Source organism: Streptomyces sp. NBC_00094 (genome assembly GCF_026343125.1).
GTDB lineage: Bacteria > Actinomycetota > Actinomycetes > Streptomycetales > Streptomycetaceae > Streptomyces.
Map to the genome: position 1 here is coordinate 1,333,526 of NZ_JAPEMB010000001.1, position 19,927 is coordinate 1,353,452.

Below are 19,927 nucleotides of genomic sequence, written 5' to 3' on the forward strand. Positions count from 1 at the left end.
GCCGTGGCGCATACCATGTGGCTGATCTTTTGCGGCCACGCCACGGCCGCCGGAACCTCGGAACGGGAGCGACCTCATGAACCTCGGCGTGCGCTGGACCCTGCACGGCGACGGGAAGACACCCGCTCCCGGGGCGGTCGTCCGGCCTGACGAGCGGCTCTCCTGGCCCCGTACCGCGGGACTCGGCGCCCAGCACGTCGTGGCGATGTTCGGGGCGTCCTTCGTGGCCCCGGTCCTCATGGGTCTGGATCCGAACCTCGCGATCATGATGTCCGGTGTCGCGACCGCGATCTTCCTCCTCGCGACCCGCGGCACCGTCCCGTCCTACCTGGGCTGCTCGCTCTCCTTCGTCGGTGTCGCCGCCGCCATCCGGGCCTCGGGCGGCACCAGCGCCACCGTGACCGGCGCGATCCTCGTCGTCGGCGCGGTGCTCTTCCTCGCGGGTCTCGCGGTACGGAAGTTCGGCGCGCGGATCATCCACGCGGCGATGCCCCCGATCGTGACCGGCGCCGTCGTCATGCTGATCGGCTTCAACCTGGCCCCGGTCACCGCCTCGACGTACTGGCCGCAGGACCAGTGGACGGCGCTGCTCGTGATGCTGTTCACCGGTCTCGCCGTGGTCTGTCTGCGCGGCTTCTGGTCCCGGATCGCGATCTTCCTCGGGCTGATCTTCGGCTACGGCATCTCCTGGGTCTTCGACCTCGTCTTCGGCAAGATCCACTCGATGTCCCCGAGCGGCCAGGTCACCGACCACTGGCGGCTCGACCTCTCCGCCGTCTCGCAGGCCGACTGGATCGGTCTGCCCTCCTTCCACGGACCGAGCTTCGAGTGGTCCGCGATCCTGGTGGCGCTGCCCGTGGTCATCGCCCTGATCGCCGAGAACGCCGGACACGTCAAGGCCGTCGGCGAGATGACCGGCGACGACCTGGACGACAAGCTCGGCACCGCGATCGCCGCCGACGGCGCCGCCTCGATGCTGTCGACGGCCGTGGGCGGCCCGCCGAACACCACGTACTCCGAGAACATCGGCGTCATGGCCGCCACCCGGGTCTACTCGACCGCCGCCTACTGGGCCGCGGCCGGCTTCGCGCTCCTCTTCGGACTCTGCCCGAAGTTCGGCGCGATCGTCGCCGCCATCCCCGGCGGCGTGCTCGGCGGCATCACCGTGATCCTGTACGGCATGATCGGCCTGCTCGGCGCCCAGATCTGGATCAACGCCAAGGTCGACCTGCGCAACCCGCTCAACCTGGTCCCGGCCGCCGCCGGCATCATCATCGGCGTCGGCGGTGTGAAGCTCACCTTCACCGACACCTTCGAGCTGGGCGGCATCGCGCTCGGCACGATCGTCGTCATCACCGGCTACCACGTGCTGCGGGCCTTCGCCCCGGCCCACCTCAAGACGCAGGAACCCCTCCTGGACTCCGGCACCAGCTCGTACGAGAGCACCTCCGGCGAGGATCCGCTGTCGAAGAACTGAGTGATTCGCCCGTTCTGGGTAAGCCGGGCCCAGGGAGTTCCCTCCCGGCCCGGCGACTGGAAACCTGCCCCCATGGCGCAGACCCAGCAGATCGGGCAGGACAGCGAGCAGGTCGGCAGGCAGGACGGCAGGCAGGTCGGCAGGCGGGGCATCGGGCCGGACATCAGGTCGGACGTCGGGTCGGACGTCGGGCAGTTCCTGGCCGTCGGCCCCGTGGTGGACCGGATGCGGGCCATCCGTTCCGCCTGGCATCCGGCCGACGGGGTCGCCGTCTTCAACCGGGTCTATCTGACCGTCACCGAGGAGATCGGCCACGCCATCGAGGCGGGCACGTTCGCCGACCGCCGGGCGGCCTCCACCCTCGACGTGCGCTTCGCCGAGCGGTATCTCACGGTGGTCGACACCGTCGCCGGCGGCGGCCCGGCGCCCGCCTGCTGGCGGCCTCTCTTCCACTACCGGCGCCATCCCGGCGTACGTCCGCTGCAGTTCGCGCTCGCCGGGATCAACGCCCACATCGGCCACGACCTGGCGCTCGCGGTGGTCGACGCGTGCCGGATCCTGGAGTGCGCGCCCGCCGACCTGGAGGACGAGTTCGACCGGGTCGGCGACATCCTCGTCCTCCTGGAGGAGCGCATCAGGGAGGAACTGATGCCGGGCCCGGACCTCCTGGAGATCACGGACCCGCTGACGCATCTGCTCGGCTGCTGGAGCCTGGACCGGGCCCGCGACGGGGCCTGGCTGGCCGCACGGTCGCTCTGGCAGCTGCGCGGGCTGCCCGAGCTCGCCGGGGAGTGCACGGAGCGCCTCGACCGGTCGGTGGGCCTGGTGGGGCGGATGCTGCTCACGCCGCTCACCAGGCCGTGACCCGTACGGGATCAGCCCGCCGGCGGATCAGTCCTCCGGCAGCTCGACCGGGGCGATCTCCTCGTAGACGTCGCCCGGACCCGGGTTGCCGGCGTCGGTGCCGCCGCCGAAGTGGTGCATCACGCCCCACACCGCGTTGAGCGCCGTCTGCACCGCGCCCTCGGCCCAGCCGGCCGTCCACGAGATGTCGTCGCCCGCGAGGAAGATGCCCCGCTTGTCCTCGGGCAGGCCGTCCTGCATGAAGTGCGTGAACAGACGGCGCTGGTAGCGGTAGTGGCCCGGCAGGTTGGCCTTGAAGGCGCCCATGAAGTAGGGCTCGTTCTCCCAGGAGACCGTCACCGGGTTGCCGATGATGTGCTTCCGGATGTCGACCTTCGGGTAGATCTCGCCGAGCGACTTGAGCATGACCTCCATCCGCTCGTTGGCGGAGAGCGGCAGCCACTTCAGGCTGTCGTCGCACCAGGTGTACGAGAGGCAGATCGTGGCCGGCTTGTCCGGGCCGTCGTCCAGGAGGTACGTGCCGCGGGTCATCCGGTCGGTCAGCGTCATCGACATGACGTCCCGGCCGGTCTCCTCGTCCTTGTCCAGCCAGAACGGCCGGTCGACGGGGACGAACAGCTTCGAGCTCTCCATGTAGTGGGTGCGCTCGATCGCCGTCCAGTGGTCGATCGGGAAGAGCGAGTCGTCGCAGGCGATCTTGGAGAGCAGCATCCAGGACTGGGCGGTGAAGATCGCCGCCTGGTACGTCCGGATGTCGCCGGACGCGTCGGTGACCGTGATCCGGTTGCCGGCGGTCCGGTTCAGCCGGGTCACGGCCGGCTTCGGGTCGCCCTCGTGCAGGGACTTCAGGGACGTGCCCGGCGCCCAGTGGACGAGCTTCTCCGGCTCGCGCTCCCACAGGCGGAGCGGCAGCTGCTGCGAACCGCCCACGATGCCGCGGTGGTGGTCGTCCGCCTCGGTGTAGACGACGCGGAGGATCTCCAGGATGGAGTTGGGGAAGTCGGTGTCCCAGCCGCCGGTGCCGAAGCCGACCTGACCGAAGATCTCGCGGTGCCGGAAGGACTTGAAGGACTCCGACTCGCAGAGGAAGCCGTAGAAGGTCTGGTTGTCGAGCTTCTCGACGAGCTTCGACCAGATCTCGCGGATACGCGGGACGTCGCGCTCGCGCATGGCCTGGTTCATGTCCGAGAAGTCGGCGCCCTCGTCCAGACAGGCGTTCCACGCGTTCATCACGTCGCGGTAGACCTGCGGCAGGTCGTCGACGGTGGTGGCGTAGTGCGACTCGCCCTTGAGGTCGACGACGGTCGAGGGGGTCGACTCGGCCAGCGGGTTCGGGAAGGGCGTGGTCTCCAGGCCGACGAGGTCGATGTAGTACTGGAGCGCGGTCGAGGAGGGCGGGAAGCGCATCGCGCCCATCTCGGCGGTCAGACCCTCGGTGGCGGTGCCCTCGAAGCCCACCGTGCGGAGCCGCCCGCCGATCTGGTCGGCCTCGTAGACGACGGGCTTGAGGCCCATCTTCATCAGCTCGTACGCGGCGATGATCCCCGAGAGACCGCCGCCGATGACGGCGACCTCGGTGCCGTGCTCGGTGGCCGGTATCTGGCCGAGACCGGCCGGGTGGGCCAGGAAGTCGTCATAGGCGTACGGGAAGTCCGGACCGAACATGGTGATCGGCGGCTGGCCGTCGCTGTGGGGGACGGCGGTCGTGGGCACCGTGGACGTCATGGGGTACGGACTCCTTGCACGGAAAAGAAGGAAAGAAGAGGAAGGTCGGGGGGCGGGGCTGCTCAGACGAGGGAGCCGTAGAGCCCGGGGCGGCGGTCGGCGAGGTACGGGTTGTTCTCGCGGGAGGCCGCCAGGAAGTCGGGGTCGACCTCGCCGAACACGAGGTCCTCGCCCCGGCCGGCGCGGGCACGGGCGGTGCCGTCGGGGCCGGCGAGCGTGGAGAGGCCCACGAACTCGAACTCGCCCTCGGGACCGGTCCGGTTCACGTACGCCACGTACATCTGGCTCTCGAAGGCGCGGACCGGGACGACCGACTCGGCGACGAACTGGAACGGGTGCATCTGCGCGGTCGGGACCACGAGGAAGTCGGTGCCGGCGAGCGCGTGCGCCCGGACGTTCTCCGGGAACTCGACGTCGTAGCAGATCAGCATGCCGAGACGGACGCCGTCGACCTCGGCCTGGACGACGGCCCGCTCCCCCGGGGTGAACCACTTCTGCTCGAAGCAGCCGAAGAGGTGGGTCTTGCGGTAGTTCGCCAGGAGGGTGCCGTCGGCACCGATGAGCTGCGAGGAGTTGTAGAGGACCCCGTGCTGCTCGGTGTCCCGCTCCGGGTAGCCGTAGACGATCGCGAGACCGTGCCGGACGGCGATCGCGGCGATCGCCCGCGCGGAGGGACCGTCGGCGGGCTCGGCGAGCCTCGGCACGTCGTCACCGATCGCGTACCCGGTGAGGAAGAGCTCCGGGGCGATCAGGAGACCGGCGCCGGTGGCCGCGGCGCGGCCGGCGGCCTCGTCGAGGACCGCGAGATTGGCGGCCACGTCACCGGGCTGTCCGGAACTCTGGAGCAGGGCGGTGCGCAGCGCGGGCATCGGCGGTCCTCAAGGGTCTGATGTGGGGAGGGAGACGTTAAAAACGGTACGGTTCCGGACTCTCCCGGGACAAGGCGGCAGCGTTGCGGACCGACCGTCGAACCGTTGCGCGATCGGAGAAGTCGGCGGCGATTCGTTGCGTACGGCTCCACCCGGGGGCGTACGGCTCCCCCGCCACGCGGCGGAGACGAGGACCGTCCCTCGGCGCGACGCCCCGGCGCGGTCCGCGCGGAAGAGTGGTGGTCGTCCGGAGGAACCCCGGACGACCTGCCGAAAGGACCGTGTAGCCATGAACCGCCCCACCAAGATCGTCGCCGTCGCCGCCGCCGTCCTGCTCGCCCTGGGAGCCGGGGGCATCGCCGTCGCCGCGGCGGACGACGCTCCCGCGCCGGCCGCGGCCCCTGCCGCCGTCTCGGAGGCCGCCGCGCTGACCGGTACGGCCAAGCTGTACCGGCCGGCCGGGGACGACATCACCTTCACCTTCGACGCGCATCTCGCGGAGAAGGACCGGCAGGATCCGATGAAGGCCACCGGCACGTTCCGCTTCAGCCACTACAAGGGCGACTGGGGCGGCTACGCCGAGGTGAAGGTCGACTGCCTCACGACGGGCGGCAAGGTGGCCGTCGTGTCCGGTGTCGTCGTCGAGACCGATGTGAAGGAGTTCCGGAAGGCGCGCGTCGGGGTCACGGTGCACGACGACCCCGCCGGCGACCGGCTCGGCTACACCTGGATGACCGCCGACCCGCAGAAGGACAAGGTGCCGCCGTGCGTCAGCGGCGCGCCCTTCGAGAAGGTCAAGGAGGGGACGGGCGACTTCGAGGTCACGCCCTGGGAGTTCGTCTACCCGACCGAATAGGCCGCCCCACGGGGGTGGGTGGGCGAAGGGGCGGTGCGGGAACCACGGCCCGCACCGCCCAGACCGCCCGACCCCCTACGCAGGCGAGCCCGAGGAGAAGCGCCGCAGCAGCGGCGAGAGCACCAGGACGGACTTGGTGCGCTCCACGAAGGGCTCGCCCGCGATCCGCTCCAGGACGCGCTCGAAGTGGCGCATGTCCGAGGCGAAGACCTGGACGACGGCGTCCGCGTCACCGGTGACGGTCGACGCGGACACCACCTCGGGATACCGCTCCAGACCCCGCCGGATGTCGTCCGGCGAGGTGTTGTGGCGGCAGTAGATCTCGACGAAGCCCTCGGTCTCCCAGCCGAGCGCCGCCGGGTCCACCCGTACGGTGAATCCGGTGATGGCGCCCTCGGCCCGGAGCCGGTCCACGCGCCGCTTCACGGCGGGCGCGGAGAGTCCGACGAGCGAGCCGATGTCGGCGTAGCTGCGGCGGGCGTCCTCCGCGAGGGCGTGGACGATGCGTTCGTCGAGGTCGTTGAGTCGCACTACGGGTGGATCACTTCTCTGCTGATGCTGCTGACGCTGCGGTGGCCAGTCGGGAGCGGCGCATGCCGTACAGGAAGTAGACCACGAGGCCCACGGCCATCCAGCCACCGAAATACTTCCACGTGATCAGGTCGAGGCTGAACATGCTGTACACGCAGAAGAGGAAGCCGAGCACGGGGAAGAGCGGCCCGAGCGGCACCTTGAACGAGCGGTCCATGTCGCGCCGGGTGTAGCGCAGCACCACGACGGCGATGTTGACCAGGGCGAAGGCGAAGAGCGTGCCGATGCTCGTGGCGTTGACCAGCTCGCCGAGCGGGACGGCGGCGGCGAGGACGCCGCAGAAGAGCGAGACGATCACCGTGTTGGCACGCGGGGTGCCGGTCCTGGGGCTGACCTTGCCGAAGACCTTGGGGACGAGGCCGTCGCGGGACATCGCGAAGAGGATGCGGGTCTGGCCGTAGAGGACGGTCAGGACGACGCTGGCGATGGAGATGACGGCGCCGGCGGCGAGGAGCGTGCCCCAGAAGCTCTGTCCGGTGACGTCGTTCATGATCGCGGCGAGCGTCGCGTCGGTGCCCTCGAACTTCTTCCAGTTCCACGCGCCGACGGCGACTGCGGCCACGAGGACGTACAGCGCCGTGACGATCACCAGGGAGAGCATGATCGCCCGGGGCAGGTCGCGCTTGGGGTTCTTGGCCTCCTCGCCGGCGGTGGAGGCGGCGTCGAAGCCTATGTACGAGAAGAAGAGGATGGCCGCCGCCGCACCGATGCTGTCGCGGCCGAGCGGCAGGAAGTCGGAGTAGTTGCCGGACGTGAAGCCCATGAAGCCGATCGCGCAGAACAGCACCAGCGAGGCGATCTTGACGAACACCATGATCGTGTTGGCGCGGGCGGATTCCTTCGCGCCACCGAGCAGGAACATCATCGCGAGCACGACGACGATCAGGGCCGGCAGGTTGAACACGCCGCCGTCGCCGGGAGGCGCGGTCAGCGACGCCGGGAGGGTGACACCGATCGTCCCGTCGAGGAGCTCGTTGAGGTAGTCACCCCAGCCGACGGCCACGGCGGCGACGGAGACGCCGTACTCCAGAAGCAGACACCAGCCGCAGACCCAGGCGACGAGTTCACCCATGGTTGCGTACGCATACGAGTACGAGGAGCCGGCGACGGGGATCGTTCCGGCCAGCTCGGCGTACGAGAGGGCCGAGAACAGCGCCGTGAGACCGGCGAGAACGAAGGCGACGGTGACGGCCGGGCCCGCCTTGGGCACTGCCTCGCCGAGGACGACGAAGATGCCGGTGCCGAGCGTGGCGCCGATGCTGATCATGGTCAGCTGCCACATGGAGAGCGAGCGGCGGAGGCTGCCGCCCTCACCCTGCCCACCCTCACTGACCAGCTGTTCCACCGGCTTGCGTCGGGTGAGCGCGCCGAGCGCCGAGGTCTTGGGGGTGGCCGTGTCGACGACCGGTGGGGCTGCGCCGTGGTCCAGCACTGCGGAGGCTCCTTATCGCTGCCTGTAGGCGAGGAGACGACCACGGCGGCACGCGGGCATGCCGAGACAAGCCCACGGGGGAAGGGGAACCGCCGAGCAGGCGGTCGCCGCCACTCCTGGTACGGGGCACGAGCCTAAGCGGAGTGGGTTCGCACTCGTAATGCAGGGTTGTTGCGCAGTGCCGGATGATCATTGCGCGCTTGCGACGCAGACGGGGAAACATTGCGCTCCCCTGCATGAATCGGCACATTGGGGGCTTCGGTGGGGCTCACGCACGCACGCGTGCGTGAGCCCCACCGAACCGTCACGCGCGCGTGCACGTGCCTTGACTCCTCGTACCCGGTGCCCCACGCTGCGAGCCCCCGGCAACCCCACGATCGGAGGCCTCGGTGGGCTGGCTCGCCCCGGCGCCCTTCCTGCGCGGCACGGCCTGGCTCGACGGAGAGCGGGCGGTACGGGCGGACCCGGACGACCTGGAACGGCTGCCGTGGGACATCGCCGAGCGGGCCGCGCTGCCCATCGGGGTACGGATCGAGTTCACGGCCGCGCCGGGGACGCGCGCGGTGGAGCTGCGCTACCGGGCGGCCGTCCCGGAGCCCGACGACCCGCTCGCCGCGCTGCGCCACTGCTTCGCGCTCTGGCAGGGCCGGCGGCTCGTCGGAGAGACCTGCGCCGTCCCGGCGCCCGAGGGCACGGTCAGCCTCCCGCTGCCCCCGTCCGGCGGTGTCTTCGCCGTCCACCTCCCGGAGGGCCAGTCACCGGTCCCGCTCGCCCTACGGGCCGTAGGCGGCCATCTCTCCCCCGCCCCGGTGCGGCCCCGCTGGCTCGTCCACGGCGACTCGATCACCGAGGGCTGGTGGGCGACCCGCCCCGCGCACTCCTGGCCCGCCACGACGGGGCGGCTGCTCGGTCTCGACCCGGTCAATCTGGGGTACGCGGGCGGGGCCCGGGGCGAGCTGCCCCTCGCCGAGCATCTCGCGCGGCTCCCGGGCGAGCTGGTGACGCTCGCCTTCGGCACCAACTGCTGGTCCCGGGTGCCCGCGACGGCGGACTGGCTGTACGCGACGGTCCGGGCCTTCGTCGGCCTGATACGCCGGGGCCATCCGGACACCCCGCTGCTGATCGTCTCGCCCGTCCTGCGCCCGGAGGCCGAGCACACCCGCAACGCCCTCGGAGCCACCCTCACGGAGCTGCGCAGGGCCATGGAGCGCGCGGGCCGGGACCTGGCCGCCGAGGGCGACGAGGGGCTCCTGGTCCTGCCGGGGCGGTCCCTGCTCCGCCCGGAGCACCTCGCGGACGGACTGCACCCGAACGACGCGGGCCACGCGCGGATCGCGGCGGCGGTGGCGGAGGCCCTGGGGGGTGTCTTGTCGATCAGGCCGGATCAGGCACCAGAGGGCGCGAGCCCGGCCCGATCGGCAAGACACCCCTTGCGCCCCCACGTGCCGGTCAGCCGCCCCGTACCGCCAGGGACCTGACCAGGAAGATGCACGCGTCCGCGCACGCGTGCGTGCGACCCTCCGCGTCCGTCCAGCCGTAGCGGTCGGTGTAGGTGACGGCGGCCTCGTAGCCGAGCCGGGCGTACAGCGCCGCGGCCCGGGGGTTGTCGTGCGCCACGCCGAGCCCGAGGGCAGTCCCGCCGCGCTCCCGCACCAGTGCTTCCGCCGCGTGGACCAGGGCCGTCCCGATGCCCTGCCCGCGGAATCCCTCGGGCCACACGTCCAGGCCGTTGAGCTCCGGGCAGTCGCCGAGCACGGCCCGTACCTCGGGCGCGGCACAGCCGTCCCAGCGCACCTGCCCGTAGCCGACGGGCACGCCGTCACGCCAGGCGAGGAGGTACGTCCCGAGTCCGGCCTCCTGGCGCGCGAACCGGTCGGCGTGCCGGGCCGGCGCCCCGGGGTTGGGGATGTGGCGGTCGAGCAGGGGCACGTCGGCGGCGCGGCAGGGCCTGATCTCCATGCGTCCGACCGTACGGGAACGCCGTGGACCCCCAGGAGGATTTTCCCGGGGGCCCACGGCGTGACGGACGAGAGGTACTAGCTCCAGCTGGCGTGCAGCGGCTTGCCCTCGGCGTAGCCGGCGGCGGACTGGATGCCGACCACGGACTTCTCCTCGAACTCGGCGAGCGAGCCCGCACCGGCGTAGGTGCAGGAGGAGCGGACGCCCGCGATGATCGAGTCGATCAGGTCCTCGACGCCCGGACGGGTCGGGTCGAGGAACATGCGCGAGGTGGAGATGCCCTCCTCGAACAGCGCCTTGCGGGCGCGGTCGTAGGCGGACTCGTCGCTGGTGCGGTTCTTGACGGCGCGCGCGGAGGCCATGCCGAAGGACTCCTTGTAGAGCCGGCCGTTGGCGTCCTGCTGGAGGTCGCCCGGGGACTCGTACGTGCCGGCGAACCAGGAACCGATCATCACGTTCGACGCGCCGGCGGCGAGCGCCATGGCGACGTCGCGCGGGTGCCGGACGCCACCGTCTGCCCAGACGTGCTTGCCGTACTTCTTCGCCTCGGCGGCGCACTCCAGGACGGCCGAGAACTGCGGGCGGCCGACACCGGTCATCATGCGGGTGGTGCACATGGCACCGGGGCCGACGCCGACCTTGATGATGTCCGCGCCCGCCTCGATGAGGTCCTTGACGCCCTCGGCGGCGACGATGTTGCCCGCGACGATCGGGACCTGCGGGTCGAGCGCCCGCACGGCCTTGATCGCGGCGATCATCGACTCCTGGTGGCCGTGCGCCGTGTCGATGACGAGCGTGTCCACGCCCGCGTCGAGCAGCTGCTTGGCCTTGCCCACGAAGTCGCCGTTGATGCCGACGGCGGCGGCGATGCGCAGCTTGCCCTCGGCGTCGGTGGCCGGGGTGTACAGGGTCGCGCGGAGCGCGCCCTTGCGGGTCAGGATGCCGACCAGGCGGCCGTCCTTGTCGACGGCCGGGGCGTAGCGGCGGTTGGCGTGGTCCAGCGTGTTGAACGCCTCGCGCGGCTCGATGTCGGCGTCGATGAGGAGCAGGTCCTTCGACATGACCTCGGACAGCTGGGTGAAGCGGTCCACGCCGGAGAGGTCGGCGTCGGTGACGACACCGACCGGGCGGCGGTTCTCGTCGACGACGACGCCGGCGCCGTGGGCCCGCTTGGGCAGCAGGGAGAGCGCGTCGGCGACGGTCTGGTGGGGCTCCAGGACGATCGGGGTGTCGAGCACGTGGTGGCGGCTCTTGACCCACGAGATGACGTCGGTGACGACCTCGATCGGGATGTCCTGGGGGATGACGACCAGGCCGCCGCGCCGGGCGACGGTCTCGGCCATGCGACGGCCGGCGATGGCGGTCATGTTGGCGACGACCAGCGGGATCGTCGTCCCGGTCCCGTCCGGCGAGGAGAGGTCCACCGCCTGGCGGGAACCGACGGCCGAGCGGCTCGGCACCATGAACACATCGTCGTACGTCAGGTCGTAGGGCGGCTTGACGTCATTGAGGAAACGCACGTGCTGACATCCCAGTCGTTCGGATCGGCCCCTAGGCATTTCAGCCAGGGGAAAAAGCACGTAGTTCATTGTCCCACGGCAGTACGAATACCAGCCCCGGGCGATTCATCCGAGGCTTGCGGGAGGTGGTTCGTGGGATCCTCCGAAGGTCTCCCCCAGGGCGAGGAGGACGGAGAGGCGGGTGGGGCGCTCGTCGACGGCCGTGGCGAAGACGTCCTGGGCGGTCTCCCACTCGTGGGGACGTGTCCTGGCGTACTCCTGCCAGCCGGTGACGACGAGGGTGACCGGTTCGGGGAGATCGGTGAGGCAGTCCGCCAGGGCGTCCCAGTTGCGGCCGAACCACGCGGGCAGCGCGAGGGCGACGGCGCACCGGTCCATGAGGACGGTCTTGTCCGTGACGCCGGCCAGATCGAGGACGACGGTGTCGTCGAGTCTCATGCGAGCACCTCACGGAAGGTCTCGTAGTGGTCGTCGGTCCAGTAGATCTCGCCGCTCCGTCCGGTGACGATCCGGCGCGCCCCTCGGTCGCGTTCACCGGGGGTCTTCACGGTGTACTCGTGGTAGTAGCCGCGTTCCTTCCGCGGCAGGACCCGCTCGAAGTTCGAGAAGACGCTGCCGTCCTTGGTGTACGGGTAGGGGCCGCCCCGCGCGATGAGATCGAGCGTCCGCCGCGCCTCGGCCGGCAGGTCGGCGACGCGCACGGTGGGCAGGCCCGAGGTCCCGGTCGCCGCCTCCGCCACGGCGGAGCGCGCGGGTGTGGCACCGGTCGACCCCGTGGAGACCGTCTCGCTCGCGGCGGAGCACCCGGCCAGGAAGACGCACAGGACGAGAGCGAGGAGTACGCGAAGGGGCCGGAGCAACATGTCCCGAACATACCGTTACGGGATGGCTCCAGCCCCTTGGTTCACCCGGCCGCGCCCGCCGGGACAGGCCCCGGGACGCGGCCGTCGGACCGCCGCTCGGCTACGGCCGGACCGCCGCTCAGCTGCCGTCGGGGTCCGTCCGGTCGAGCGCCGGGTGCGTGCCCGGACTGGACTCGGTCAGCAGGAAGTCCGCCGCGGCGCGGTCCGTCACCAGGCTGGTGACGAGGCCGGAGCGGAGCACCGCGCCGATCGCCGCCGCCTTGCGCTGCCCACCGGCGATCGCGACGACCTCGGGGATGCGGCGCAGCCGGTCCGCCTCGACGGTGATGCAGCGCTCGCCCAGGTCACGGCCGACGCGACGGCCCTCGGCGTCGAAGAGGTGCGCGGACATCTCGGCGGCGACGCCCAGCGAGGCGTAGTGGGCGCGCTCCGCGTCGGAGAGCATGTCGTGCACGGTCGAGATGCCCGGCTCCCAGGAGCCGATGGAGACGCAGGCGACCGTCACCTTGTCGAAGTACTCGAAGGCCCGCGCGATGCCGGTCTGGCTGCGCAGCGCCGCCGCGGTCGCCGGGTCGGGCAGCAGCATGGGCGCGTAGATCGGGTGGGCCTCGCCACCGGAGACCTGGGCGGCACGCCGTACCGCCTCGACCGAGCCGCGCTCGGCGGTCCCGGCGTCGTACACGCCGGTGAGCTGCACGACCGTGCAGGGCGGCAGCCGGTCGAGCGCCGCCGCCATGTGGATGGTGGAGCGGCCCCAGGCGAGGCCCAGGACGTCGCCCTCGGTGACCAGCTCGCCGAGCAGGTCGGCCGCGACCTCACCGAGGTTCTCCGGGTCGGGCGACTCGTCCTCGCCCTCCGCCGGGGATTCGACGACGACGGCGTGACGGAGCCCGTAGCGGGCGCGGAGCGCGTCGGAGCGCTCGGCGTCCAGCTCGGCCGGCACGCGGATCTCGATGCGTACGAGATCGCGCTCCAGGGCGGTCTCCAGGACCCGTGCCACCTTGAAGCGGCTCACGCCGAACTCCTCGGCGATCTGGATCTTGGACTTGCCCTCGAGGTAGAAGCGGCGGGCCATGGCCGCCGCCTGCACCAGCTCCGCGGGGCCCATCCGCAGGGCTGACCGTCCCGCCGACATACCCGCCACCGCGATCTCCTCACTGCTGTTCACGTACCGCTGTTCACATACGGCTGTTCGCATACGGCTGTTCGCATACGGCTGTCGTTCACACTCTGGACTCGCCGTTCATCCTGTCAGATACGGCGGGCCTTGATCAGTCCTGTCGGCGGCCCGACGGACCGCGTTCATCCCGCGGAGGCTCAGTGGCCACACGCCCACGCGGCGGTGGCCGTCGTGGCCTCGGCGCGGGCCCGCAGCGAGGCCACGGCCGCGGCCGGGTCCGCCGCGCCGTAGACCGCCGAGCCCGCGACGAAGACGTCGGCACCGGCCTCGGCACACCGCTCGATCGTGGACTCCGCGACCCCGCCGTCGACCTGGAGCCACAGCTCCAGACCGTGCTTGGAGATCAGCTCACGGGTACGGCGGATCTTGGGCAGCATGATGTCGAGGAAGGACTGCCCGCCGAAGCCCGGCTCGACCGTCATGATCAGCAGCATGTCGAGCTCGGGGAGCAGGTCCTCGTACGGCTCGATGGGCGTGGCCGGCTTGAGCGCCATCGACGCCCGCGCGCCCTTCGCCCGGATCTCCCGGGCGAGCCGCACGGGAGCGGCGGCGGCCTCCACGTGGAAGGTCACCGAACCGGCGCCCGCCTCCACGTACTGGGGGGCCCAGCGGTCGGGGTCCTCGATCATGAGGTGGCAGTCGAGCGGCGTGTCGGTGGCCCTGGCGAGCGACTCGACCACCGGCACACCCAGCGTCAGGTTGGGCACGAAGTGGTTGTCCATCACGTCGACGTGCAGCCAGTCGGCGCCGCCGACGGCCTTCGCCTCCTCGGCGAGCCGCGCGAAGTCCGCGGACAGGATGCTGGGGTTGATCTGCGCCATGTGCCAAGCCTCCCACGTTCTTGGGTACTTCTTTGCCGCTGAGCGGTTTCGGATTCGGTCCAGACCAATTTCGGTACGAAGCGACGAGTTCGCGACAGGGACGGACCCACCGAAAGCGGTCAGGTGAGCGAGGGGTCGGCCACCGGTCCGGTGGCCGACCGGTCAGACCGTACGGCGCAGCAGCGCCAGGTACATCGCGTCCGTACCGTGCAGATGCGGCCACAGCTGGATGTCCGGGCCGTCGCCGAGGGCGGGCACGCCCGGCAGCAGGGGGCGGGCGTCGATCAGCTCGGCGCCGCCGACCTTCTTCAGGACGTCGTCCACGACCACGCGCGTCTCGGCGAGGTGCGGGGAGCAGGTCGCGTACCCGACGATCCCGCCGACGCGCACGGCGCGCAGCGCCTCCGTCAGCAGGCCGCGCTGGAGCGGGGCGAAGCCGTCCAGGTCCTCGGGACGGCGGCGCCAGCGGGCCTCGGGGCGGCGGCGCAGGGCGCCGAGACCCGAGCAGGGCACGTCCATCAGGACCCGGTCGAAGGAGCCGGGGCGCCACGGCGGGCGGGTGCCGTCGGCGGCGATGACCTGGTAGGGGCCGGGGTTGCCGGCGAGGGCGCACTCGACGAGCCGGGCGCGGTGCGGCTGCTTCTCGGAGGCCAGCAGGGCGGCGCCGCGCTCGGAGGCCAGGGCGGCGAGGAGGGCGGCCTTGCCGCCGGGGCCCGCGCAGCCGTCGAGCCAGCGGGCGTCGGACCCTTCGAGGGGCGCGTTGGCGAGGGCGAGGGCGACGAGCTGGCTGCCCTCGTCCTGGACGCCGGCCCTGCCTTCCTTGACCGCCTCGATGGCGCCGGGCTCGCCGCCCTCGACCATCCGGAGGGCGTACGGGGACCAGCGGCCCGGCAGCGTCTCGGTGACCGCGGCGAGCTCCTCGGTGGTGGAGCGGCCGGGGCGCGCGACGAGGGTGACCTCGGGGCGCTCGTTGTCGGCCTCCAGGAGGTCCTCGATGCCGGCGCGGCCGCCGCCGAGGGCGTCCCAGAGCGCCGACACGACCCAGCGGGGGTGCGAGTGGACGACGGCGAGGTGGTCCTCGGCGTCCTGGTCGTACGGCGGGGCGACCTGCGCCACCCAGGCGTCGAGGTCCTGCTGCGAGATCTTCCGCAGGACGGCGTTCACGAACTTGGCCCGCCCGTCGCCGAGCACCACCCGGGCCAGCTCGACGCTGGCGGAGACGGCGGCGTGGGTGGGGATCCGGGTCCCGAGGAGCTGGTGGGCGCCGAGCGCGAGCACGTCCAGCACGGGCGGGTCGACCTCGCGCAGCGGCCGGTCGATGCAGGCGGAGATGATCGCGTCGTACGTGCCCTGGCGGCGCAGCGTCCCGTAGACGAGCTCGGTCGCGAGGGCCGCGTCCCGCCCGTCGAAGTCGCCCTTCTCCCGGGCCTTCTTCAGGAGCGGCGGCAGCACCAGGTTCGCGTAGGCGTCGCGCTCGTCCACCGCCCTCAGCGCCTCGAAGGCGAGCATCCGGACGGGGTCCTTCTGGGGCCTCCGGTAGGGCTTGTGGGGACGGCGACGTGCCTGCTCGCTCAAAGGTGCTCCGCGTGACGAAATGAAGAGGTCGAACCCTGCAAGACTACGTCCGCCGCACCCCTACCCGCGCCCGGGGCCGTGGCCCCGGGGCCGTCGGTCCCGGCCGCGCGTCACGGCCCGGACCGGCCCCGGCCTCGCGTCACGGCCCCGGACCCTCTCCCGCTGCCCCGGGGGTCGTCGCTACGCGCCCAGCCGCTCGCCCGGCGCGATGCGGACGCCACGGGCCCAGTCGGCGGCCTTCATGGGCTTCTTGCCCTGCGGCTGGACCCAGAGGAGCTCGACGCCGTACGAACCGGTGCCCGCGTACACGTTGTTCTTGCCCACCGCGAGCTCACCCGGGGCCAGGTCGGTGTGGTCCGGGAGCGGGGTGACCTGGATCAGCTTGAGGCGCTCGCCGCGGAAGACGGTCCAGGCGCCGGGGGCCGGGGTGCAGCCGCGGACCACCCGGTCCACCCGGAGGGCGGGGGCGGCGAAGTCGACGTGCGCGTCCTCGACCTGGATCTTCGGGGCGAGGGTGATGCCCTCGACGGGCTGCGGGACCGCGTGGAGGGCGCCCTCCTCGATGCCGTCCATGGTCGCGGCGAGCAGCCCGGCGCCCGCGAAGGCGAGCCGGGTCAGCAGGTCGCCGCTGGTGTCGGTCGGGCGGACGTCCTCGGTGACGACGCCGTAGACCGGGCCGGAGTCGAGGCCCTCCTCGATGAGGAAGGTGGAGGCGCCCGTCACCTGGTCGCCGGCCATCAGGGAGTGCTGCACGGGCGCCGCGCCGCGCCAGGCGGGCAGCAGCGAGAAGTGCAGGTTGACCCAGCCACGGGCGGGGATGTCGAGGGCGACCTTGGGGAGCAGCGCTCCGTAGGCGACGACGGGGCAGCAGTCCGGGGCGATCTCCCGGAGCCGGGCGAGGAAGTCCTCGTCACGCGGCCGGACCGGCTTGAGGACCTCGATCCCGGCCTCCTCGGCCCGCTGGGCCACCGGGCTGGCGACGAGCCGCCGGCCGCGGCCCGCCGGGGCGTCCGGCCGGGTGACCACGGCGGCCACCTCGTGCCGACCGGAGGCGAGCAGGGCGTCCAGGGCGGGTACGGCGACCTCGGGGGTGCCTGCGAAGACGAGCTTCATGGGTGGCGGCTGCCTGTCTGTCCGGGGGCGTGGCGGGCGACACACCAGTCTAGGCGGCGGGACGCCAGGGGGTGGCGCGGGGACCCGGGCCCGGCCTGGTCACCACGCCACCCCCAGGGGCGTACGTGGGGGCGAGCGCCCCGCGCATATGCGTGTACGCCCCCGCAGCGTGACCCAACTCCCGGTGGCGCGTTGGTCAAGAGAGATTGACCGAATCGGGTCGCCGTTCCCTCCTGCGACCCGCTCCCTTACACGCCGGTTCGAGAGGCTTTCACATGGCCGACCACGCAACCCACGACGCCCAAGCCCGGGCGAGTCTGCACCTGTTGGTGCGGGACATCGAGCGGGTCCGGCGGCAGGTGGACGCACTGCGCACGCTCACGGCCCAGCTGGGCAATGTCTACCGCCCCCGCCGCTCCGGCCCGTCCACGGGCTTCGTCGTCTACGGGCGCGCGCCCGCCCCGACCGTACGCCTCGCCCAGGAACTGCGGGACAGCGTCGAGACCCTGGTGACCGCCGCGGTCGACTTCGACCGCTCGCTCGGTTTCTCCTGGGACGCGGTCGGCTCCGCGCTCGGTGTCACCAAGCAGGCCGTCCACCGCCGTTACGGCGCCCGGCGCGCGCCCCAGCAGGGCATCGCCGTGGACCAGGACCCGACACCCGAGCCGAGCGTGACCCGCACGATTCCGTCGGTGCCCGCCGCCCGCTCGATGCCGCCGCAGCCCACCTCCGGCAGCGCGACCCTCCGCGAGGACCCGCGCCCGTCGGCCTTCCCGGGCCCGCGCAACAACTGACCCGCGAGACCTCGACGGCCGCCCGCCCCTCTGGGGACCGGCGGCCGTCGCGCGTGTCTGCCCCTGCGCGCCGACGCCGGCCGATGTCAGCCGATGTCCGGCGGGTCCACGCGGATCCGCACCGGTTCCCCGCCGCCGCGCGCCAGGCCGGCGGCCCGCGCCTGCTTGAGGGCCGCCGCGAGGGCCGCCCCGCTCCCCGGCGGCACCCGCACGAGGGCCCGGTCCCACTGCTCGCCCGGCGGCGGGTCCCCGGGACGGCGCGGCCCGCCGGGGCGGACCACCGGCAGGGGCACAGGACCGAGGATCTCGGCGTCGCCGGGCAGCCCCGCCCCCGCCAGGAACCCCGAGACCGCCTCCGGCAGGCCGCTCACCGCCGCCATCCGGGAGACCGGCGGGAAACCCAGCTCGGCCCGCTCGGCCAGCTCCCGCTGGGCGTGCCCCACCGGGTCCCAGCGGACGAGCGCCTGGACCGGGCGGAGCGTCGGCTCGGCGACGACGACGACCGTGCCGCCCTCCGCCTGGCCCCGCACCAGCGAGGCCGCGTCGATCCAGCGGCGCAGCGCCTCCTCGCCCGCGCGCAGGTCGGGCCGGCCGAGCATGGCCCAGCCGTCGAGGAGCAGCGCGGCCGCGTAGCCGCCCTCGGCGACGGGTTCGGCGCCGGGGGTGGAGACGACCAGCGCGGGGCGCCCGGGCACGCTGTCCAGGACGTGGTCGCGCCCCGAGGTCCTGACCGGCACCGCCGGGAACGCCCTGCCCAGCTCCTCCGCCGTGCGCCGCGCGCCGACGACCTGGGCCCGCAGCCGGTTCGAGCCGCACTCCACGCAGTGCCAGTCGGGAGCGCCGCGCCCGCACCAGCCGCAGCGCAGCTCCTGCTGCTCGGGAGCCTCCAGGGGCCCGGCGCAGTGCCGGCAGCGGGCGGGTGTCCGGCAGCGCTCGCAGGCCAGCCTCGGTACGTATCCGCGCCGGGGCACCTGGACGAGCACCGGCCCGGTCTTCAGCCCCTCCCGTACGGCCTGCCAGGCCAGCGAGGGCAGCCGGGCGGCTCGCGCGGCCTCGTCGCGGGCCAGCTCGCCGTCGCCGACGGTCCGGATCAGGGGGGCGGCCCTGCGGACCTCCTCGCGGCCCGCGCCGAGCGCCTGGGCCCAGCCGGACTCGACGAGCTGGGCGGCCTCGACGGTGCAGCTCGTGCTGCCGAGGAGGAAGGCGCAGCGGTCGTGGGCGGCGCGCAGCAGCAGCACCTCGCGCGCGTGGGGCTGCGGGGCGTGGGGCTCGCTGTGGCTGCCGTCGCCGTCGTCCCAGATGACGGCGAGCCCGAGGTCCCGTACGGGCGCGAACATCGCGGCCCGGGTGCCGACGACGGCCCGCACGGCGCCGCGCCGGACGGCGAGCCACTGCCCGTACCGCTTCTCGGGGCCCGCCTCGGCGGTGAGCAGCGCGTGCCGCCCCTGCCCCAGGACCTCGGTCAGCGCCGCGTCGACCCGCCCGGCCGCCCGGCCGTCCGGTACGACGACGAGGGCGCCACGACCGGAGGCCAGGGTCGCGGCGACGGCTCGGGCGATCTCCTCGGCCCAGTGCGGACCCGGGAGCGCGTTCCACACGGCCCGGGGCGCGCCGCCGCGCGCGAGGGAGTCGAGGAAGGCCGGCCCCCGCTCGTACCGCGTCCAGGTCCCCGGCTCCGGGGGGCGCGGCGGCGGCAGGGGCTCGGGAGAGGGCCGGCCCTCGGCGCGGGCGCTGCGCGGCGGCACGGCGAGCTGGAGCACGTCGGCGAGGCTGCCCGCGTACCGGTCGGCGACGGCCCGGGCGAGGCCCAGCAGCTCGGGGCCGAGCACCGGCTCGGGCGAGACGACGTCGGCGAGGGCGGCGAGCGGACCGGAGTAATCGGAGGTGGCCCGCCGCTCGACGAGGAAGCCGTCGATCAGCCGCCCGCCCTCGCGGCGCCCGCCCCTCACCTGGTGCGCGCCCGCCCCGAACCGCACCCGCACCCGCACCCCGGGCCGGGCGGTCTCGTCCAGCTCCTCGGGGACCGCGTAGTCGAAGAACTGGTCGAGATGGAGCGACCCCTTGTTCACGACGACCCGGGCGACGGGCAGTTCCTTGGCCAGGGCGGCGCCCCGCCAGGTCCGCGGCTTGGCCCGCGGCACGTTCGCCTTCCGTACGGTCTCCCGAATGAGCGCGAGCTGCTCGGGCCCGTCGGAATTCTCCTTCTCGCTGCTCACAGCCCCATACCTACCAGACGCCACCGACAGCCGGGCATACGGAAGCCCGGCACCCCCGAGGGGTGCCGGGCT

At 72.7% G+C, this 19,927-nt stretch carries 18 protein-coding genes; 5 read left to right on the forward strand and 13 right to left on the reverse strand.

What is annotated here, in order from left to right; all coding sequences use genetic code 11:
• Window positions 1–76 precede the first annotated feature (76 nt).
• Entirely contained in the window at window positions 77–1,477 is a 1,401-nt protein-coding gene (locus tag OG580_RS05600) for a uracil-xanthine permease family protein (RefSeq protein WP_267042529.1), read from the forward strand.
• A gap of 72 nt (window positions 1,478–1,549) precedes the next feature.
• Complete coding sequence (locus tag OG580_RS05605) at window positions 1,550–2,341, forward strand: DUF5995 family protein (RefSeq protein WP_267042530.1); 792 nt, start codon at window positions 1,550–1,552, stop codon at window positions 2,339–2,341.
• Window positions 2,342–2,368: 27 nt separating this feature from the next.
• On the opposite strand, the gene OG580_RS05610 is transcribed toward OG580_RS05605, so the two are convergent.
• Entirely contained in the window at window positions 2,369–4,066 is a 1,698-nt protein-coding gene (locus tag OG580_RS05610) for an NAD(P)/FAD-dependent oxidoreductase (RefSeq protein WP_267042531.1), read from the reverse strand.
• Window positions 4,067–4,128: 62 nt separating this feature from the next.
• Window positions 4,129–4,935 carry a carbon-nitrogen hydrolase family protein gene (locus OG580_RS05615; protein WP_267042532.1) on the reverse strand — a complete coding sequence of 269 codons (807 nt, stop codon included), beginning with the start codon at window positions 4,933–4,935 and terminating at the stop codon, window positions 4,129–4,131.
• Window positions 4,936–5,224: 289 nt separating this feature from the next.
• On the opposite strand from OG580_RS05615, the gene OG580_RS05620 reads away from it, so the two are divergent.
• Entirely contained in the window at window positions 5,225–5,791 is a 567-nt protein-coding gene (locus OG580_RS05620; protein ID WP_267042533.1) for a Repetin, read from the forward strand.
• Window positions 5,792–5,866: 75 nt separating this feature from the next.
• Here OG580_RS05620 and OG580_RS05625 read toward each other — a convergent pair whose 3' ends face one another.
• Both OG580_RS05625 and OG580_RS05630 read right to left on the reverse strand, forming a co-directional pair.
• Window positions 5,867–6,322 (reverse strand): Lrp/AsnC family transcriptional regulator, encoded by a 456-nt coding sequence (locus OG580_RS05625; RefSeq protein ID WP_015032260.1) that lies wholly within the window; start codon window positions 6,320–6,322, stop codon window positions 5,867–5,869.
• Between the two features lie 10 nt (window positions 6,323–6,332).
• On the reverse strand, window positions 6,333–7,814 hold the full coding sequence (locus tag OG580_RS05630; RefSeq protein ID WP_267042534.1) for an amino acid permease: 1,482 nt from the start codon (window positions 7,812–7,814) through the stop codon (window positions 6,333–6,335).
• Window positions 7,815–8,203: 389 nt separating this feature from the next.
• Between OG580_RS05630 and OG580_RS05635 the strand changes: the two genes are divergently transcribed.
• A complete protein-coding gene (locus OG580_RS05635) occupies window positions 8,204–9,292 on the forward strand; it encodes a GDSL-type esterase/lipase family protein (protein WP_267042535.1) in 1,089 nt (362 codons plus the stop codon).
• On the opposite strand, the gene OG580_RS05640 is transcribed toward OG580_RS05635, so the two are convergent.
• The 8 genes from OG580_RS05640 to fmt form a co-directional block, all read right to left on the reverse strand.
• A complete protein-coding gene (locus tag OG580_RS05640; protein WP_267042536.1) occupies window positions 9,264–9,773 on the reverse strand; it encodes a GNAT family N-acetyltransferase in 510 nt (169 codons plus the stop codon). The genes OG580_RS05635 and OG580_RS05640 overlap by 29 nt on opposite strands.
• Window positions 9,774–9,850: 77 nt before the next feature.
• Window positions 9,851–11,293, reverse strand: a complete 1,443-nt coding sequence (locus OG580_RS05645) for a GuaB1 family IMP dehydrogenase-related protein (protein ID WP_267042537.1) — start codon at window positions 11,291–11,293, stop codon at window positions 9,851–9,853.
• A 105-nt stretch (window positions 11,294–11,398) separates the two neighbouring features.
• Window positions 11,399–11,731, reverse strand: coding sequence for a barstar family protein (locus OG580_RS05650; RefSeq protein ID WP_267042538.1), 333 nt, complete (start codon window positions 11,729–11,731; stop codon window positions 11,399–11,401).
• On the reverse strand, window positions 11,728–12,156 hold the full coding sequence (locus OG580_RS05655) for a ribonuclease domain-containing protein (RefSeq protein WP_267042539.1): 429 nt from the start codon (window positions 12,154–12,156) through the stop codon (window positions 11,728–11,730). The genes OG580_RS05650 and OG580_RS05655 overlap by 4 nt, the downstream gene beginning before the upstream one ends.
• Window positions 12,157–12,274: 118 nt before the next feature.
• Entirely contained in the window at window positions 12,275–13,324 is a 1,050-nt protein-coding gene (locus OG580_RS05660; RefSeq protein ID WP_267042540.1) for a sugar-binding transcriptional regulator, read from the reverse strand.
• A 149-nt stretch (window positions 13,325–13,473) separates the two neighbouring features.
• On the reverse strand, window positions 13,474–14,157 hold the full coding sequence (gene rpe, locus OG580_RS05665; protein WP_267042541.1) for a ribulose-phosphate 3-epimerase: 684 nt from the start codon (window positions 14,155–14,157) through the stop codon (window positions 13,474–13,476).
• 162 nt (window positions 14,158–14,319) lie between these two features.
• Complete coding sequence (locus OG580_RS05670; protein WP_267042542.1) at window positions 14,320–15,732, reverse strand: RsmB/NOP family class I SAM-dependent RNA methyltransferase; 1,413 nt, start codon at window positions 15,730–15,732, stop codon at window positions 14,320–14,322.
• Window positions 15,733–15,912: 180 nt separating this feature from the next.
• Window positions 15,913–16,845, reverse strand: a complete 933-nt coding sequence (fmt, locus tag OG580_RS05675; RefSeq protein WP_267042543.1) for a methionyl-tRNA formyltransferase — start codon at window positions 16,843–16,845, stop codon at window positions 15,913–15,915.
• A gap of 275 nt (window positions 16,846–17,120) precedes the next feature.
• Between fmt and OG580_RS05680 the strand changes: the two genes are divergently transcribed.
• Window positions 17,121–17,639, forward strand: a complete 519-nt coding sequence (locus tag OG580_RS05680; protein ID WP_267042544.1) for a hypothetical protein — start codon at window positions 17,121–17,123, stop codon at window positions 17,637–17,639.
• An 86-nt stretch (window positions 17,640–17,725) separates the two neighbouring features.
• Here OG580_RS05680 and OG580_RS05685 read toward each other — a convergent pair whose 3' ends face one another.
• Window positions 17,726–19,855: a primosomal protein N' gene (locus OG580_RS05685; protein WP_267042545.1), complete on the reverse strand. Its 2,130-nt coding sequence runs from the start codon at window positions 19,853–19,855 to the stop codon at window positions 17,726–17,728.
• Window positions 19,856–19,927: the final 72 nt, after the last annotated feature.

Bases quoted from the DNA above. Each gene is read 5' to 3' on its own strand.
- OG580_RS05600 (WP_267042529.1), top strand. From the start codon at position 77: ATGAACCTCGGCGTGCGCTGGACCCTGCACGGCGACGGGAAGACACCC.
- OG580_RS05605 (WP_267042530.1), top strand. From the start codon at position 1,550: ATGGCGCAGACCCAGCAGATCGGGCAGGACAGCGAGCAGGTCGGCAGG.
- OG580_RS05610 (WP_267042531.1), bottom strand. From the start codon at position 4,066: ATGACGTCCACGGTGCCCACGACCGCCGTCCCCCACAGCGACGGCCAG.
- OG580_RS05615 (WP_267042532.1), bottom strand. From the start codon at position 4,935: ATGCCCGCGCTGCGCACCGCCCTGCTCCAGAGTTCCGGACAGCCCGGT.
- OG580_RS05620 (WP_267042533.1), top strand. From the start codon at position 5,225: ATGAACCGCCCCACCAAGATCGTCGCCGTCGCCGCCGCCGTCCTGCTC.
- OG580_RS05640 (WP_267042536.1), bottom strand. From the start codon at position 9,773: ATGGAGATCAGGCCCTGCCGCGCCGCCGACGTGCCCCTGCTCGACCGC.
- OG580_RS05650 (WP_267042538.1), bottom strand. From the start codon at position 11,731: ATGAGACTCGACGACACCGTCGTCCTCGATCTGGCCGGCGTCACGGAC.
- OG580_RS05655 (WP_267042539.1), bottom strand. From the start codon at position 12,156: ATGTTGCTCCGGCCCCTTCGCGTACTCCTCGCTCTCGTCCTGTGCGTC.
- rpe (WP_267042541.1), bottom strand. From the start codon at position 14,157: ATGGCGCAGATCAACCCCAGCATCCTGTCCGCGGACTTCGCGCGGCTC.
- fmt (WP_267042543.1), bottom strand. From the start codon at position 16,845: ATGAAGCTCGTCTTCGCAGGCACCCCCGAGGTCGCCGTACCCGCCCTG.
- OG580_RS05680 (WP_267042544.1), top strand. From the start codon at position 17,121: ATGGCCGACCACGCAACCCACGACGCCCAAGCCCGGGCGAGTCTGCAC.